At 57.0% G+C, this 16583-nt stretch carries 13 protein-coding genes; 6 read left to right on the forward strand and 7 right to left on the reverse strand.

What is annotated here, in order from left to right:
* Positions 1 to 129: 129 nt before the first annotated feature.
* Positions 130 to 4071 carry a DUF3683 domain-containing protein gene (locus CA948_RS15700; RefSeq protein WP_094197843.1) on the reverse strand — a complete coding sequence of 1314 codons (3942 nt, stop codon included), beginning with the start codon at positions 4069 to 4071 and terminating at the stop codon, positions 130 to 132.
* 146 nt (positions 4072 to 4217) lie between these two features.
* Positions 4218 to 4760, reverse strand: coding sequence for a YqaA family protein (locus CA948_RS15705; RefSeq protein ID WP_094197842.1), 543 nt, complete (start codon positions 4758 to 4760; stop codon positions 4218 to 4220).
* A gap of 151 nt (positions 4761 to 4911) precedes the next feature.
* On the opposite strand from CA948_RS15705, the gene ilvA reads away from it, so the two are divergent.
* The gene (ilvA, locus tag CA948_RS15710) at positions 4912 to 6420 is read left to right on the forward strand and encodes a threonine ammonia-lyase, biosynthetic (RefSeq protein ID WP_108728497.1); all 1509 of its coding nucleotides are present in this window, start codon (positions 4912 to 4914) and stop codon (positions 6418 to 6420) included.
* A gap of 275 nt (positions 6421 to 6695) precedes the next feature.
* Here the strand turns inward: ilvA and CA948_RS15715 are convergent, their stop codons facing one another.
* The 5 genes from CA948_RS15715 to phoB form a co-directional block, all read right to left on the reverse strand.
* Positions 6696 to 7715, reverse strand: a complete 1020-nt coding sequence (locus CA948_RS15715) for a 5-oxoprolinase subunit C family protein (RefSeq protein WP_108728498.1) — start codon at positions 7713 to 7715, stop codon at positions 6696 to 6698.
* Positions 7712 to 8410, reverse strand: a complete 699-nt coding sequence (pxpB, locus tag CA948_RS15720) for a 5-oxoprolinase subunit PxpB (RefSeq protein WP_108728499.1) — start codon at positions 8408 to 8410, stop codon at positions 7712 to 7714. Before pxpB ends, CA948_RS15715 begins: the two co-directional genes overlap by 4 nt.
* Before the next feature lie 2 nt (positions 8411 to 8412).
* Positions 8413 to 8844 (reverse strand): VOC family protein, encoded by a 432-nt coding sequence (locus CA948_RS15725; protein ID WP_108728500.1) that lies wholly within the window; start codon positions 8842 to 8844, stop codon positions 8413 to 8415.
* An 80-nt stretch (positions 8845 to 8924) separates the two neighbouring features.
* The gene (gene phoR, locus CA948_RS15730) at positions 8925 to 10223 is read right to left on the reverse strand and encodes a phosphate regulon sensor histidine kinase PhoR (RefSeq protein WP_108728501.1); all 1299 of its coding nucleotides are present in this window, start codon (positions 10221 to 10223) and stop codon (positions 8925 to 8927) included.
* Between the two features lie 4 nt (positions 10224 to 10227).
* Complete coding sequence (phoB, locus tag CA948_RS15735; protein ID WP_094197836.1) at positions 10228 to 10938, reverse strand: phosphate regulon transcriptional regulator PhoB; 711 nt, start codon at positions 10936 to 10938, stop codon at positions 10228 to 10230.
* Positions 10939 to 11184: 246 nt separating this feature from the next.
* Between phoB and ubiE the strand changes: the two genes are divergently transcribed.
* The 5 genes from ubiE (at position 11185) to CA948_RS15760 (ending at position 16583) form a co-directional block, all read left to right on the forward strand.
* Positions 11185 to 11955, forward strand: coding sequence for a bifunctional demethylmenaquinone methyltransferase/2-methoxy-6-polyprenyl-1,4-benzoquinol methylase UbiE (gene ubiE, locus CA948_RS15740; RefSeq protein ID WP_108728794.1), 771 nt, complete (start codon positions 11185 to 11187; stop codon positions 11953 to 11955).
* Between the two features lie 222 nt (positions 11956 to 12177).
* On the forward strand, positions 12178 to 13170 hold the full coding sequence (locus CA948_RS15745; protein WP_094197835.1) for a Tim44 domain-containing protein: 993 nt from the start codon (positions 12178 to 12180) through the stop codon (positions 13168 to 13170).
* 180 nt (positions 13171 to 13350) lie between these two features.
* Positions 13351 to 13980, forward strand: a complete 630-nt coding sequence (locus tag CA948_RS15750; RefSeq protein WP_094197834.1) for a ubiquinone biosynthesis accessory factor UbiJ — start codon at positions 13351 to 13353, stop codon at positions 13978 to 13980.
* Positions 13981 to 13982: 2 nt separating this feature from the next.
* Positions 13983 to 15539 carry a ubiquinone biosynthesis regulatory protein kinase UbiB gene (ubiB, locus tag CA948_RS15755; RefSeq protein WP_094197833.1) on the forward strand — a complete coding sequence of 519 codons (1557 nt, stop codon included), beginning with the start codon at positions 13983 to 13985 and terminating at the stop codon, positions 15537 to 15539.
* 174 nt (positions 15540 to 15713) lie between these two features.
* Complete coding sequence (locus tag CA948_RS15760) at positions 15714 to 16583, forward strand: ferritin (RefSeq protein ID WP_094197832.1); 870 nt, start codon at positions 15714 to 15716, stop codon at positions 16581 to 16583.

The raw sequence follows: 16583 nt of genomic DNA on the forward strand, positions 1-16583 counted from the left end.
CTTCGGTTTGCGGCTCCCCGAGGGGCGCTTCTACCTTGGAATCGGCCCAGCGGTAAAAAATACTCACACACCACGTATAAAACAGGCCGACATAAAGCCGGCCTGTTCAGGGGGAGTGATGCGCGTGGTTTACACCAGAACGCGCTCAATACCACCATCGTTGGCACGGCGTACGTAGTCCGCCATCCAGTTCTCGCCCAGCATGTGCTTGGCCATTTCCACCACGATGTAGTCCGCATCCATCTTGGTTTCGTCCTCGTAACGGGACAAACCTTGCAGGCAGGACGGACAGGAGGTCAGCACTTTGACTTCGCCCTGGAAGCCATCGGCGCGAACAGCATCCTGGTTCTTCTGCAGTTCTTCGTGCTTGCGGAAACGGATTTGCGTGGAGATATCCGGACGCGACACAGCCAGCGTGCCCGACTCGCCACAGCAGCGGTCTGCCTTGATGGTACTGTCGCCCACCAGGGATTTGACCGTTTTCATGGGGTCTTGCAGCTTCATGGGGCTGTGGCAAGGGTCGTGGTACATGTAGCGCACGCCTTGCACATCTTCCAGTTTCAAGCCTTTTTCCAGCAGGTATTCGTGGATGTCGATCAGGCGGCAACCGGGGAAGATCTTGTCGAATTCGTAGCCCGCCAACTGGTCGTAACAGGTACCACAGCTGACCACCACGGTTTTGATGTCCAGGTAGTTCAGGGTGGTGGCCATGCGGTGGAACAGCACACGGTTGTCGGTGATGATCTTCTCGGCCTTGTCGCTTTGACCGCTGCCGCGCTGCGGGTAGCCACAGCACAGGTAGCCAGGAGGCAGAACCGTCTGTACGCCTACATGCCAGAGCATGGCCTGGGTTGCCAGGCCTACTTGTGAGAACAAACGCTCCGAACCACAGCCGGGGAAGTAGAACACGGCTTCTGAGTCCACCGAGGTGGCTTCAGGATTACGGATGATAGGCACGTAATCCGAGTTCTCGATATCCAGCAATTTACGAGCCGTCTGCTTGGGCAGGCCACCAGGCATCTTGCGGTTGATGAAGTGGATGACCTGTTCACGAATAGGGGCCTTGCCAATGGTGGCAGGCGGGGCGCTGACCTGTTTGCGGGCGGGAGCTGCCAGCAGATTGTGTGCAGCACGCTGGGCTTTGTAACCCACTTCGATCATGGCGGTTCGAGTCGCTTTGATGACGCGTGGATCTTTGGCGTTCAAAAAGAACATGGCCGCTGCCGAGCCCGGATTAAAGGACTTTTTGCCCATGCGTTTTAACAAGGAACGCATTTCCATGGATACATCGCCAAAGTCAATATCCACCGGACAGGGGTTGTAGCACTTGTGGCACAGGGTGCAGTGGTCGCCCACGTCCTCAAACTCTTCCCAATGCTTCAGGCTGATCCCGCGACGCGTTTGCTCTTCGTACAGGAAGGCTTCGATCAGCAAAGAGGTGGCCAGAATCTTGTTGCGGGGCGAGTACAGCAGGTTGGCCCGTGGCACGTGGGTGGCACAGACTGGTTTGCACTTGCCGCAACGCAAGCAGTCCTTGATGGCGTGGGAAATGGAGCCGATTTCGCTGCGCTGCATGATCAGCGATTCGTGGCCCAGCAGGTTGAAGCTGGGCGTCCAGGCGCGGCTCAAATCCGCTCCGGGCATCAGCTTGCCGGCGTTGAAGTGGTTGTTCGGGTCCACTTCGCGCTTGTAGTTCTGGAAGGGATCCAGCTCTTCTTGCGTCAGGAACTCGTATTTGGTCAAACCAATACCGTGCTCACCGGAGATCACACCGTCCAGACCACGCGCAATTTGCATGATGCGAGCCACGGTGACATTGGCCTGCTGCAGCATGCCGTAGTCGTCCGAGTTCACGGGGATATTGGTGTGTACGTTACCGTCACCGGCGTGCATGTGCAGAGCCACAAACACACGGCTTTTCAGCACACGGTCGTGAATAGCCTGCAGTTCGGTCAGTACGGCAGCGCAGTCGGCACCAGGGAAAATGTGTTCCAGGTTTTCACGAATCTCGCTCTTCCAGGACGTGCGGATCGTGTGATCCTGCAATAGTTGGAAAATCGAGGTGTTCGGGTCTTCTTGCAAACGCGCGTCGATAGCGGTGCTTTCCAGCGGCACGCCAATCTCGGCCAGCTCAGCTTGCGAGTCCTTCAGCGGCTTGTCCAGATTGTCCTGCAGCCACTGCCAGCGCTGGCGTACAGTGCGTACGATTTGCAGGGCATCGTGACGACGCTCGTTCAGGATCTCTTCGCGTGTGTGCTCGGCGTCGTTGTGGTCTTCGATCTTGCCTACGGGCAGATCGCCCTGGAGGAAGTCTTCCAGTTCACGGGTCAAGCGCAGCTTGTTGTCCGTGGACAGCTCAATATTGATGCGTTCGATTTCTTCGGTGTATTCACCCATGCGGCGCAGGGGGATCACCACGTCTTCGTTGATCTTGAAGGCGTTGGTATGGCGGGCAATGGCAGCGGTACGGGCACGGTCGGCCCAGAACTTCTTGCGGGCTTCGGCGCTGACGGCCACAAACCCTTCACCGGAGCGGCCATTGGCCAGACGCACTACCTCGGAGGCAGCGGTGGCCACGGCATCAGGGTCGTCGCCTACGATGTCGCCAATCAAGACCATTTTGGGCAGGCCGTCGCGCTTGCTCTTGGTGGCATAGCCCACGGCACGCAGATAGCGTTCGTCCAGGTGCTCCAGACCGGCCAGAATCGCGCCGATGCGCTTGCCTTCGCCGTTTAGGTAGTCAATGACTTCCACAATGGAGGGCACGGCCTGTTTGGCCTGGCCGAAAAACTCCATACAGACGGTGCGTGTATGCGCAGGCATGCGGTGCAGTACCCAGCGGGCCTGCGTGATCAGACCATCACAGCCTTCTTTCTGGATACCGGGCAGGCCAGCCAGGAATTTGTCGGTGACGTCTTTCCCCAGACCTTCCTTGCGAAAGCGCCGGCCTTCAATATGCAGGGTTTCGCTGCGCAGCAACTGGGCACCAGGGGCGTAACGGCCATCAAACCATTTGACTTCAAAATGAGCCATTTCCACGTCGTGGATCTTGCCCATATTGTGTTCAAGACGGGTCACTTCCAGCCAGTTGCCCTGGGCATCGACCATGCGCCACCAGGCGAGGTTGTCCAGCGCGGTACCCCATAGAACGGCTTTTTTTCCGCCCGCGTTCATGGCGATGTTGCCACCGACACAGGAGGCGTCGGCCGAGGTCGGGTCCACTGCGAAAACGGCACCAGCCGCTTCGGCGGCATCCGCCACACGGCGTGTTACTACGCCAGCACCGGTCAGGATGGTGGTGACGGGTTCGTTCATGCCAGGTAGCGTGGTTTGTTCGGGCTTGCCAATGGCATCGAGCTTTTCGGTATTGATCACCACCGAGCGCCAGCTAAGTGGAATAGCACCGCCCGTATAACCCGTACCACCCCCACGTGGGATAATGGTCAGCTTCAATTCAATACAGGCACGGACCAGCGCGGCCATCTCGTTTTCGTGGTCTGGGGTGAGCACGACAAAGGGATATTCCACGCGCCAGTCGGTTGCGTCAGTGACGTGCGAGACGCGCGATAGACCATCGAACTTGATGTTGTCCTTGGCGGTCAGGCGCGACAGGGAGCGCACGATTTTCTGGCGTAGCTCGCGAGTATCGGTAAATTCCTGTTCGAATGCGGCCACGGCGCCACGGGCAGCGTGCAACAGCCGCAAAACCTTGGCATCGCGATCGGGTACGGCGCTGTCTCGGCGCTGGTCGATTTCGTTCAAGCGATGATTCAAGGCTTCGATCAGTTGACGTTGGCGCTTGGGATTATCCAGCAGATCGTCCTGCAAATAAGGGTTGCGTTTGACAACCCAGATGTCACCCAGCACTTCAAACAGCATGCGTGCGGAGCGGCCGGTGCGGCGTTCAGAGCGTAGCTCAGACAGCTTTTCCCAGGCTTCCTCACCCAGCAGTCGCAGGATAATTTCCCGGTCCGAGTAAGAGGTGTAGTTGTAGGGGATTTCACGCAGGCGCGGCGTGTCGGTGTTGCGTGCCTGGGCAGCCAGGTGCTTGCTTGCAATGGGGGCGTTCATGGCGATAGTTGGCAAGGCCCGTCAAGGGCGGCTCAGCGAGGAGCAGATAGGCAAAAGACAAGTGTATACGAATCGTAGCCAGGCTGCCCCCTTACTACATGGGCAAGTCAGGGATAAGAGGTGCTTTGCAGCCAGTTTGCAGCAAATTACCAACCCAATTTGGGGAAAATCCACAGCAGACCCGCAGTCATGGTGATGTAGCGCGCCAGTTTTCCCACCGCCATGTAAAACAGGCTGGGCCAAAACGGCAGGCGTAGCCAACCGGCGACGGCACACAGGGGGTCACCTACCACTGGTAGCCAGGACAGGAGCAGAGCGGGCGGGCCCATGCGGGTCAGCCAGCGTTGCCCCAGTTCATGCCAGCGACCAGCGGCCTTGTTCTTGGGCGTGTTTCCGTCCTCGGTGTTTTGCGGGTGCTTTTCGCGCCAGGCTTCGTACGCTTTTTCGGCAGCCAGGCCAGTGGCATAGCTGATCGCCCCGCCAGCCGTATTGCCTACCGTGGCCACCAGTACCGCAGGCCAAAACATATCCGGGGCCAGGTTGATATAGGCGAACACCGCAGGCTCCGAGCCTAGGGGAAGGAGAGTAGCCGAGACCAGACTGACGATGAAAATGGCACTTAAACCGATTTCGGGCAGAGACAGGGTGGTCAAGAGCCACGAAATAAGATCAGAGATCCAGGCTTGCATAAGTAAAGTGGATGGGTGTTTGAAGAGAGTAATGGACGCCAGTTAGGGCATCTGCCTATGGTATTCTGTTTTTCTTTCCCGGTGAGCAGTCTCAGGCAGGGGCCTGCGACTGGCCTTGGTGGCAAACCGGCTGTTAATTGAAGCCTGAGAAATGTCGAACGATTACCTAAAGCGAATTTTGACCTCGAAAGTGTACGATGTTGCCATCGAAACACCACTTGAACCCGCTCCCCAGGTATCGGCACGAATTAGTAACACGGTACTGCTCAAGCGTGAAGACTATCAGCCTGTTTTTAGCTTCAAGCTGCGCGGTGCCTATAACAAGATGGCCAATCTGTCGGCCGCAGAATTAAAACGGGGTGTACTGGCCGCTTCGGCTGGCAACCACGCACAAGGCGTGGCCATGTCAGCGCGCAAGCTGGGCTGCCGCGCCGTTATTGTGATGCCAACCACCACGCCGCAAGTCAAGATTGACGGTGTGCGCAATCTGGGCGGCGAAGTGGTCCTGGCGGGCGAGAGCTACTCGGACTCCTACCAGCACGCTTTGGAACTGCAAAAGAGCGAAGGCCTGACCTTTGTGCATCCCTTTGATGATCCTGATGTGATCGCCGGGCAGGGCACGGTGGCCATGGAAATCCTGCAACAGCACCCCGGCCCGATTGAAGCGGTCTTTGTCGCGATTGGCGGTGGTGGTCTGGCAGCCGGCGTGGCAACGTACATCAAGGCCCTGCGCCCCGAAATCAAAGTAATTGGCGTGCAGACCGAAGATTCCTGTGCCATGGTGCGCAGTATCAAAGCGGGTCGACGTGTGAATTTGTCGGACGTGGGTTTGTTTTCCGATGGCACTGCTGTCAAGCAAGTGGGGTCGGAAACCTTCCGTCTGGTGCGCCAGTATGTAGATGACTTTGTCATTGTGGATACCGACGCGATTTGCGCGGCTATCAAAGATGTGTTCCAGGACTCGCGTAGCGTGCTGGAACCAGCCGGCGCTCTGGCTTTGGCCGGCGCCAAGCGCTACGCTGCTCAAAACAAGCTCAAGAACAAGACACTGATCGCGGTAACGTCCGGCGCGAACATGAACTTTGATCGTATGCGTATGGTGGCAGACCGTGCGGATGTGGGTCAGGCTCGTGAAGCCTTGTTTGCCTTGACGATTCCCGAGGCCAAAGGTAGTTTTCGTCGCCTGTGTGATGCCCTGGGGACGCGTTCGGTGACTGAGTTCAATTACCGCATGTCCAACATGGAAAAGGCGCACGTCTTTGTGGGGATGTCGATTTCTTCGGAAGCGGAAATTGAAAAGCTGGAAGAGCGTTTCGTCAAGAAAGGCTTTGGTACCTTGAATCTGACGGGCAACGAGCTGGCCAAAACCCATGTGCGTCACATGGTGGGTGGAGTGTCCAGCCAGGCTACGAACGAAGTCCTGCTGCGTTTCGAGTTTCCAGAGCGCCCTGGCGCCTTGCGTAAATTCCTGTCCAGCATGAATCAGGACTGGAATATCAGCTTGTTTCACTACCGTAATCAGGGCGATGACTACGGTCATATCCTGATCGGTATCCAGGTGCCGCCTTCGGACAAGAAAGAGTTCAAGGCCTTCCTGGACAATCTGGGCTACCCGCACTGGGACGAGACAGACAACCCGGCTTACAAGCTGTTTTTGTAAGTCAGTGGATGGCGCCCTACCAGTATGGCGTCGTGCAGAGTTGTCAGAACAGAAACACCTCGCTTGTTAAGGCGAGGTGTTTTTTATTTGGAACCTGAGCGTGATGATTGCAGGTGCAGCGGCGTATTGCCTGATAACAAGGGGGGATTAGCTGGCAGCCCATCGCCACGCTTAATTGAGGTGCTTGTGCCAGGTTGCGCTGTTGGTTTGTGGCCTGAGGGCCGCTTGGAAGCAAGCGTAGTTCAGCCCTAGACACGCTGTCTACGCTTGTTGTGTCAAACCTGTGCTACACACTGCTCTAAGGCTTGCCGCAACGGTTCCAGGCTGTCATTTAGCCGTGTAAAGGCTTGTTCCTGACGAACTGACAACGCATGGGCCTGTTCTGCCGTTACCACTTCAAAGCCCAGATTCTGCCCAGGCAGGCGCTGTGCAATTTGAGCTAGATCCACGCTGGCGACCTGTCCGATTCGTGGATAGCCCCCGGTGGTTTGCCGGTCGGCCATCAGCACAATAGGCTGGCCATCGTTGGGGACTTGAATCGTTCCAAAGCAGGTGGGGGCGGAGAGCAGCTCTTTAGCCGTTTTACGCTGCAATGGCTGACCTTCCAGGCGATAGCCCATGCGTTCCGAGGCGGGGCTGATACGGTAGCTTTGGCTTTGAAACAGTTCCAGTGATTCGTCAGTGAACAAATCGGCTTGATCCAACATGACACGCAGGCGTTCTCGCGGGGCCAAGGCCAGTGCAGCAGGCATGTAAATCCGTAGCTCATCCAGTACGGCTTGCAGCCTGTTTAGTGTCGCTTCCTGATTGGGCAGGGGCCGAGCCAGTTGAATCTGATCGCCCTTTTTCAAGGCGCGACCTTCAAAACCACCCAGACCAACGCGCATATGGGTGCTTTGGCTACCCAGCAAGGATTCGACTTGAAAACCGCCGTAGACAGACAGGTAGCTGCGGGCACCTTGGCCGGGTTTGACGGACTGCATGGTCAGTGTCTGTCCGGCGCGCGCCAGAGTAGGGCGCAGCACTGCCACGGGCTGACCGTCCAGGCTGGCATTCATCTCCGCGCCGGTCAGGACAAACAGGGCGGGTGCGTCAAACCGCAGGCTTGGGCCCTGTACGGTAATTTCCAGGCTGGCCAGGTCTTGTGCAACGGTATTGCCTGCCAGCAAATGGGCGAGCCGGTGTGCGCGTTCATCCATGGCACCGCTGGGTGAAACCCCCAGGTGTTGGTGCCCATACCGACCTCGGTCTTGCAGGCTGCTCATCATGCCTGGCTTGAGGATATGTACCGTCATGCAGGTGTCCAGTGATCAAACTGTTCATGAGGCAGGGGCACAAAGCGCACTTGGTCACCGGGGGCGAGCAGGGCAGCGGGGGAGCGCCGGGCGTCGAACAGGCTAACTGGCGAGCGGCCAATCAAATGCCAGCCGCCAGGAGATTCGTTGGGGTAAATAATGGTTTGCTGGTTGGCAATGGCTACCGAGCCTTTGGGCAGTACGGTGCGGGGGGTGGCACGGCGCGGCACATTCAGTTGTTCGGGCAAGATGCCCACATAGGGGGCACCGGGCGCAAAGCCCACCATAAATACCAGTTGTACTTGACTGCTGTGCAGTTCAATGACTTGTTCCTGGCTCAGTCTCAACTGCTCGGCAATGGCGGGCAGGTCGGGGCCGAAGGGGCCGCCGTAACAGACGGGAATATCCACCAGGGCACCGGGGGCAGCCTGATCCTGGCTGGCATCCAGCTCGGCCAGTGCCTGGTGAACATAGTTGTGCAAACGGGCGAGCTGGTCGCTGCTGCCATCCGGATAAAAGTGGATGGCAACCGCAGTAAAGCTGGGGACCAGATCACGGACACAGGCGGGCGCGTGGTCGCGCAGCAAGCGTGCGGCGCGGGTGCAGCGCAAACCGGTCTCCAAAGAAAGCTCACCGCTGAACTGCACGAGCAAACAGCGGTCGCCTTGTTCGGTAAGTAGCCAGGTTTTGTGCATCTTTATTTGGCGAAAAGGGAGTCCAGGCTGTTGAAGGCTTTGAATTCCAGGGCGTTGCCCGATGGGTCCATGAAAAACATGGTGGCTTGCTCGCCAGGCTCGCCCTTGAAACGGATATAGGGTTCGATCACAAATTGGGTGCCAGCGGCAAGCAGCTTGTCAGCCAGGGTTTGCCAGGTGGGCATATCCAGCACGACACCAAAGTGACGCACGGGCACGTTGTGAGCGTCTACCGCACTGGTGGCATTGCTGCCGCATTCTGAAGGAGCCAGATGAGCCACAATCTGGTGGCCGTAGAAATTGAAGTCGATCCACTGATCAGAGGATCGGCCTTCGGGACAGCCTAATGTCTGGCCATAGAACTGGCGTGCAACGGCCAGATCATGGACCGGAAAAGCAAGGTGGAAAGGGCGCAGCTCATGGGTATTGGACATGCTTGGCTCCTGTGCGGCATAAATCCGCCAACGTGGTCTTCAGAGCCGTTTATTGTAGGACCAATATGGCCCCACATGTTCTAGCAGTCCTGCAGTCGAACCCGACTCTTGGGGAAACGCAACATAAACACGCTGCCTACTCCCAGACGGCTTTGAATTTGCAGTTCGGCATTATGTCGCACGATGATGTGTTTGGTAATGGCCAGGCCCAGGCCCGTGCCGCCTGTGGAGCGCGAACGGCCCTTGTCCACGCGGTAAAAGCGCTCGGTCAGGCGGGGAATGTCCTGGGCAGCAATGCCGATACCCGTGTCCTGGACGGAATAACAGGCCTCGCCGCTGTCATTCAAATACCAGCGCACAGTGATGGTGCCGTCCTTGGGGGTATAGCGCACTGCATTGGTAATCAGGTTGGAGACGGCCGAGCTTAATTCGGTTTCCATGCCCTGAATGGCAATACGCGGATCAATGTCCGTGACAAAGCTGTGTTGTCCGCCGGAGATGGCCTCGCCTTGTTTCAGCGCGCTTTCAATCAATTGGCTGACCTGCACGGTTTCCCCTTCCACCGTGGGCGAGGATTCCAGTGTCGACAAGGTTAACAAGTCGGACACAATCGACTGCATGTGACGGGTCTGCTCCAGCATCATTTGCTCGTAACGCTGACGCTGCTCCAACGGCAGGCTCTCGGCCGGCATGTCCTGCAAGGTTTCCAGAAACCCCAGCAGGACCGTCAAGGGGGTACGCAGCTCATGGGAGACATTGGCCACAAAGTCTTTGCGGGTGGTCTCCAGCATTTCAACCTGGGTGACATCGCGGGTCACGATCAGGAACTGGCCCAGGCCATAGGGTGTCAATTGCAGTAGCAAGGAGCGTTCGCGTCCGTCTTTGCTCAGGTGCAGCAACAATGGGCCGTCCCATTGGGGTTGGCGGGCGTAACGGGAGAACTCGGGTTCGCGCAGGATATTGAAGATGCTGTGATGACGGTCCGTGGCCAGATTCAGGCCGATGTGCTCACAGGCGGTCTGATTGCACCACTGCAGCTCCATTTCCCCGTTCAGGGTGATGGCACCGTCGGGCAGGGCCTCGGCGGCCATCATGATGCCATCCACGTAGCGATTCAACTCCTGAATTTCCTGCCGGTCACGGCGCAACTGGCGATAGATGGGGGCCAGAATGGCGTCCCAGGGGCCAATGGCGGGCGGAGGGGGATCACTCAGGTTACGGGTCCAGCGCTCAACGCGGGACAACTGCAAGGTGCTGATGAAAATCAGCATTAACAGGCCGCCGCAAAACAAGGCCAGACCGGTGAATGGCCCGAGCCACCAGCCGATCAGGCTGCCCAACAGGGCCCAGATAACAATAGACGTAAATATGCTGAACATGGGATCAGGCGCTTGGGGCCTTTTCCAGAGGAGAAAGGGCAAAACGATAGCCCGAGCCACGGATCGTTTCAATATGTTTGTCGTGTCCGCTAGGCTCCAGCGCCTTGCGCAAGCGACGGATATGGACGTCTACTGTGCGCTCTTCCACAAACACGTGGTCGCCCCAGACCTGATCCAGCAGTTGGGAGCGGGTGAAGACACGTTCGGTGTGCGTCATGAAGAAATGCAGCAGGCGAAACTCGGTAGGCCCAATGGTCAGTGCCATACCCTGGCTGGACAAGCGGTGCGTGCTGGGGTCCAACTGCAGGTCGCCAATGGAGATTACGTCATCGGTTAGCTGAGGTGCGCGGCGGCGCAACACAGCCTTGATGCGGGCAATCAGTTCTTTGGGCGAAAAGGGCTTGGTGATGTAATCGTCCGCGCCGGCTTCCAGACCATCGACCTTGTCCTGCTCCGAGCCTTTTGCCGTCAGCATGATGACTGGGATATGACGGGTACGTTCGTCCGAGCGCAGTTTGCGGGCCAGGTTAATGCCTGAGGAGCCGGGTAGCATCCAGTCCACCAGAATCAAATCAGGCAGCTCGGCGCGAATGAGGATCTGGGCTTGTTCGGCATCGAAGGCGCGCAGCACTTTATGGCCGGCAAAGGACAGATTGACAGAGATCAGCTCCTGGATTGCAGGCTCATCTTCCACGACTAATATGCTTGTACTCATTGTTAGCTTCAGGCTGGTCCGATAAAAATAAAAGATGGTCAGGCAGGCTGTTTGTATTGCACTTGAGCGACTGGTAGTCAGGCGACTCAAGAGAAACACAGGGGGCGCTTCAATCCCTGACTGCACGTAATAACGCCATCATATGGCGTTAATGTTTCAGGTTTGTGAATGTGTAAAAAAGGGCAGCGCTCAGCGAGCTGGATTTTCGTTTCTGTACCGGGAAATCTGCGTTACGATTATGCCATTATGGAAAAACAGCGTCCTCAACACCCTACCGCCCAGCACGCCGATACGCACTTTGGCTTTCAAACCGTCGCTGAAAGTGAAAAAGCGGGCAAAGTTGCCCAAGTCTTTCATTCGGTGGCTAACAATTACGACATTATGAACGATCTGATGTCGGGCGGCCTGCACCGTATCTGGAAAGCCTTCACTATCGGTCGAGCGGCTGTACGCCCCGGCATGAAAGTGCTGGATATCGCGGCGGGAACGGGCGATTTGACCAAGACCTTTGCGCGCCAGGCAGGTGCCGACGGCGAGGTTTGGCATACCGATATCAATAGCTCCATGCTGCGCGTGGGGCGTGACCGTTTGCAGGACAAGGGCATCATCACACCTGTTGCGGTCTGTGATGCCGAGCACCTGCCTTTTCCTGACGGTTATTTTGATCGCGTCTCGGTGGCCTTTGGTTTACGTAATATGACGCATAAAGATCGCGCACTGGCTGAAATGAAGCGGGTGTTGCGTCCAGGCGGCAAATTGCTGGTGCTGGAGTTTTCCCGTGTGGCCAAGCCCTTGCAGGCCCCGTATGACTGGTATTCCTTCAATATCCTGCCTCGCATTGGCAAATTCGTCGCCAAGGACGAGGAAAGCTATCGCTATCTGGCTGAATCCATTCGCATGCATCCCGATCAGGACACTCTGGCTGACATGATGCGCGAAGTGGGGTTGGAGCGTGTGCAATATTTCAATCTGACAGCCGGTGTCGCTGCGCTGCATGAAGGCATCCGCCTGGATTGAGGCCGGGCCTACCCTCTCTCTCTATATATATATAGCGGCACCTTTGGGTGCCGTTCGTTTTTTGGCTTGTCATTTACGGTAAAAAAAACATGGTGCATGAGAACTTGTCATGTTAATGTTCAGCTTATCGTAAGTTTTCTTGAATATTCGACTGGGATGGCTTGGCCGCGGGCTTTAAAGCTCTGTGTCTTAAACGCGTGTTCTGGTCAGGAGTTTGTGACTATGTCTGGACGGCTTTCTCGTTACTTCATGGCTGCTGTACTGGCCTTTAGCACCGGCGCTTTGCTGACCGTTTCTTATGATGCGGAAGCACGTCGCATGGGTGGTGGATCCAGCTTTGGCCGCCAATCCTCCAATATCACCAGCAATCGCTCGGCAGCGACGCCTCCTGCTGCAGCGAATAATGCCACTCGTTCGGCTGCTCCTGCCGCTGGCGCTGCTGCTGCCGGTACGGCCGCAGCGGGTACCGCTGCCAAGTCGGGCATGTCCCGCTTCCTGGGCCCGATCGCCGGTATCGCTGCAGGTCTGGGTATTGCTGCCTTGCTGTCCAGCATGGGTCTGGGCGGCGCTTTCCTGGAAATGATGTCCAGCCTCTTGCTGATTGGTCTGGTTATCTTCGCTGTTCTGTTCATTGTGCGTCGTTTCCGTGGCTCGGCTGCTCGCCCTGCCATGCAACAGGCCGGTGGCCAGTCCATGATGCGTAATGCCGATCCGGCACCGAGCCCCTGGCAACAACCACAGGCTGCGCCAGCACCTGCGCCTGCTGCCGCTCCTGCTGCTCAGCCCGCTGCTGCCGCCGCTGTTCCCGCACCTCCAGTAGACGAAAGCTGGTTCATTCCCGGTGATTTCGACACACCGACCTTCCTGGCCAATGCTAAGACGCAGTTCGTGGAAATCCAGAAACTGTGGGACAAGGGTGATGTGGAACAATTGCGTGCCTTCCTGACCGACGATTTGCTCAAAGAAGCCTCTCCTCAGATTGCTCAGCGCCAGGGCGAGAACGTGACCCAAGTGGTTCTGCTCAATGCTGAGCTGCTGGGCATCGAGAAAGTGGCCGACGGCCATCTGGCCAGCGTGCGCTACTCCGGTATGTTGCGCGAAGAGGCGGGTGCCGAAGCCTTCCGCTTTGAGGAAGTCTGGAATCTGTTCAAGGCCGATGGCGCAGGCTGGCTGCTGGCTGGTATTCAGCAGATCCCGGTTGACCCCAACGCTTGATCTTTGTCTATACAAACAGCCGCCTTCTAATCCAGGCGGCTGTTCTGTTATGAGCGCTCTCGCTTCTCTGTGATTCCCTTTGCCCGTGTTCCTGTCGTCCTGTACATCCGGCCGTGTCTGTGTCGGGTTAAACTGGCTGTTTTAATTGGACTGGTTTACTCGCTGCGGCAGTAGACTTGCATGGACATGCTTGGTATCCCTTCATTCCTAGAACCTGGCGCCGTGGGCGTGCGTTTGCTGAACGCCTTGCTTGATCGCGAGGATTGGGCGCGTGAGCGTTTGCGCAGCTATGCAGGTAAAACCGTCTCGCTGATTGTGGGCCGTTTGCAACTGGTCTACACCATCAGTTCTCAGGGAAAGCTGGAGCAGGGCCATCCTGCCGTGGTGCCCGATGTCACGCTGACTCTTCCTCAGAACAAGCTGCCCGAATTGCCTCAAATCCTGCAAGACGGCGATTTCAGCCGAGTGACGCAGTTAATGCATGTGCAAGGTGAAGCCGGTCTGGCCAATCTGGTGTCGGACCTGGCCGCTAATCTGCGTTGGGATGCCGAGCACGATCTGGCCCAAATTGTTGGTGATGTCATGGCAGTGCGTCTGTTTAGCGGTGCGCGCCGGGCGTTTACCGGCTTGCGGGATCTGGGCCAGCGTCTGGCCGGCAATGCCAGCGAATACCTGACTGAAGAAAGTGGCTTGCTGGTGACGCGTCCCGAGCTTGACCGGCTGCGCGAGCAATCAGCCGTTTTGACTCAGCGCCTGGACAAATTGGACCAGCGTTTGAATCGTCTTGATACGCGTCGGCGGGAGTCCTGAGCATGTTCTCCTTGTGCCGTTTGCTGACCATTTTGCTGGTTGTATTCCGTTATCGCCTGGACGAGCTGGTGCTGTCGAGTATCCGCCATCCCTGGGCTTACCGGTTGTTGCGCGTTGTGCGCCTGGGTCGCAAACCCAAGCTGCCGCGCGGTGTGCGCTTGCGTTTGGCCCTGGAAAGCTTGGGGCCTATCTTCGTCAAGTTCGGTCAGGTGCTCTCTACCCGCCGGGATCTGATTCCGCTGGATATCGCCGAGCAACTGGCTTTGTTGCAAGATCGTGTGCCCCCCTTTCCCTCCGAGGTGGCCGAGGCCACGATTCTGAAGGCTTTGGGTGCGTCGCCTTATGAGCTGTTCAAGAAGTTTGATCGTGAGCCCATCGCCTCGGCGTCGATTGCTCAGGTTCACTTTGCTGAGCTGCATGATGGCCGCGAAGTGGCCGTCAAGGTATTGCGTCCTGGTATGCGCGAGGTCATCCACAAAGATCTGCGCTTGATGCGTGTGCTGGCCGGGTTTATGGAACGCCTGGGCCCTGATGCCCGTCGCCTGAAACCGCGTGAGGTGGTGGCCGAGTTCGACAAGTACTTGAATGACGAGCTGGATCTGATCCGTGAAGCCTCCAATTGCAGTCAGTTGCGCCGCAATTTCACCAAAGATGTAGAGCGGACTGAGTTGCTGATCGTGCCCGAAGTGCATTGGGATTATTGCGCCTCGACCGTGTTCACCATGGACCGTATGAAGGGCATTCCGGTCAACCAGATTGACCGCTTGCGCGCCGCCAATGTGGACTTGAAAGACCTGGCTCGTAAAGGGGTGGAGATTTTTTTCACCCAGGTGTTTACCGACGGTTTTTTCCATGCCGACATGCACCCCGGTAATATTTACGTCTCGGACGCACCGGAATCGTTGGGCCGTTACATTGCCCTGGACTTTGGTATCGTGGGGTCTCTGTCCGAGTTCGACAAAAACTATCTGGCGCAAAACTTCTTGGCTTTCTTCCGGCGCGATTATCGTCGGGTCGCTCAATTGCATATTGAGTCCGGCTGGGTGCCACCTGAAACCCGCGAAGAGGAGCTGGAAGGTTCGGTGCGCGCGGTATGTGAGCCGTATTTTGACCGGCCCTTGTCCGAGATCTCCCTGGGGCAAGTGCTGTTACGCCTGTTCCAGACGTCGCGCCGGTTCAATGTAGAAATTCAGCCGCAGCTGGTGCTGCTGCAGAAAACCCTTCTGAATGTGGAAGGGATGGGGCGGGACCTGGATCCGGAACTGGATCTGTGGGATACCGCCAAACCGTATCTGGAAAAGTGGATGTACCAGCGTATTGGTCCATCGGGCTTTTACTCGCGTTTGAAACAGGAAGCCGGGCAGTGGGCCCAGATCATGCCGCAGCTTCCGCGTCTGGTTTATTCCAGCTTGAATAGACCGGAGACAGGGCAGGCGTTGAACCAGGAACTTAAGCTGTTGCGCCAGTCGCAGCAGCAGACTAACCGATTGCTGACGGCCTTGTGTGCGGTATTGGCGCTTGCGGTCGGTGTGGCCATCTGGGCTTTGGTGGGGCGATAAGTGTGATCTCTCCGCAACGCGTCAGTTTTTTTGTGGCTGACATATTTCTGATAACTGCAGGTTCTACGATAGACGCAGGTCCGCCAGCTGATTGTTAAGCTGGCGCTTTCCGGCGCCTTCCGGACGGTAAATGGCCGCCCTCAAGGAACCGCTTGATTCTTTTTAGGAATCGTTATGCTTTACCATGACTTATTTAAATCCATGGAAGCGGTGCGCTGGAATTTCGCGCATGACATACCGTGGGATGACTTTGATGGCAGCAAGCTCACAGACGAGCAGGCCTACACCATCAAAATGAACGCCATTACCGAGTGGGCTGCCTTGCCTGCTACCGAAATGTTCCTGCGTGACAATAAAGATGACAGCGACTTTTGCGCCTTTATGTCCGTGTGGTTCTTCGAGGAACAAAAGCACTCGCTGGTTTTGATCGAATACCTGCGCCGTTTCCGCCCCGAGCTGATGCCCACCGAAGAAGAGCTGCATAAAGTGCGCTTTGACTTTGATCCGGCCCCAGCCATGGAAACGCTGATGCTGCACTTTTGCGGCGAAGTGCGCCTGAATCACTGGTACCGTCGTGCCGCCGACTGGCACACTGAGCCTGTGATCAAGGCCATCTACAAGATTGTGGCTCAGGACGAGGCCCGTCACGCCGGTGCTTACCTGCGCTACATGAAGCGTGCTCTGGTGCATAAGGGTCAGGAATTTGGCCTGCAAGCCCGTCTGGCTTTCTCCAAGATCGGTGTTCTGATGGCCTCGGCGCATCGTACCGCTCAAGCGTTGCACCCCACCAACTTGCATGTGAACAAAGCCATGTTCCCGGACGATACGGTGCAGTCCAAGCTGCCATCGCCCGGTTGGCTGGAAACCTGGCTGGATACGCAGATTCGCTTCGACAAGGAATGGGAGCACAAGGTTAGCTCTCGCATCTTGCACAATATGTCGCTGTTGATGGGTAGCTCCTTTGAAACCGTGCAGGAGTTGAACCGCTACCGCAAGGATCTGGCACGCCAGGTCGGCTCGGACTCGACTCTGGTTCAGGCTTGA

The organism is Alcaligenes aquatilis, from assembly GCF_003076515.1.
GTDB lineage: Bacteria > Pseudomonadota > Gammaproteobacteria > Burkholderiales > Burkholderiaceae_B > Alcaligenes > Alcaligenes aquatilis.

Bases quoted from the DNA above. Each gene is read 5' to 3' on its own strand.
- ubiE (WP_108728794.1), top strand. From the start codon at position 11,185: ATGGAAAAACAGCGTCCTCAACACCCTACCGCCCAGCACGCCGATACG.
- CA948_RS15760 (WP_094197832.1), top strand. From the start codon at position 15,714: ATGCTTTACCATGACTTATTTAAATCCATGGAAGCGGTGCGCTGGAAT.
- CA948_RS15700 (WP_094197843.1), bottom strand. From the start codon at position 4,071: ATGAACGCCCCCATTGCAAGCAAGCACCTGGCTGCCCAGGCACGCAAC.
- phoB (WP_094197836.1), bottom strand. From the start codon at position 10,938: ATGAGTACAAGCATATTAGTCGTGGAAGATGAGCCTGCAATCCAGGAG.
- CA948_RS15705 (WP_094197842.1), bottom strand. From the start codon at position 4,760: ATGCAAGCCTGGATCTCTGATCTTATTTCGTGGCTCTTGACCACCCTG.
- phoR (WP_108728501.1), bottom strand. From the start codon at position 10,223: ATGTTCAGCATATTTACGTCTATTGTTATCTGGGCCCTGTTGGGCAGC.
- CA948_RS15750 (WP_094197834.1), top strand. From the start codon at position 13,351: ATGGACATGCTTGGTATCCCTTCATTCCTAGAACCTGGCGCCGTGGGC.
- CA948_RS15725 (WP_108728500.1), bottom strand. From the start codon at position 8,844: ATGTCCAATACCCATGAGCTGCGCCCTTTCCACCTTGCTTTTCCGGTC.
- pxpB (WP_108728499.1), bottom strand. From the start codon at position 8,410: ATGCACAAAACCTGGCTACTTACCGAACAAGGCGACCGCTGTTTGCTC.
- ubiB (WP_094197833.1), top strand. From the start codon at position 13,983: ATGTTCTCCTTGTGCCGTTTGCTGACCATTTTGCTGGTTGTATTCCGT.
- CA948_RS15715 (WP_108728498.1), bottom strand. From the start codon at position 7,715: ATGACGGTACATATCCTCAAGCCAGGCATGATGAGCAGCCTGCAAGAC.
- ilvA (WP_108728497.1), top strand. From the start codon at position 4,912: ATGTCGAACGATTACCTAAAGCGAATTTTGACCTCGAAAGTGTACGAT.
- CA948_RS15745 (WP_094197835.1), top strand. From the start codon at position 12,178: ATGTCTGGACGGCTTTCTCGTTACTTCATGGCTGCTGTACTGGCCTTT.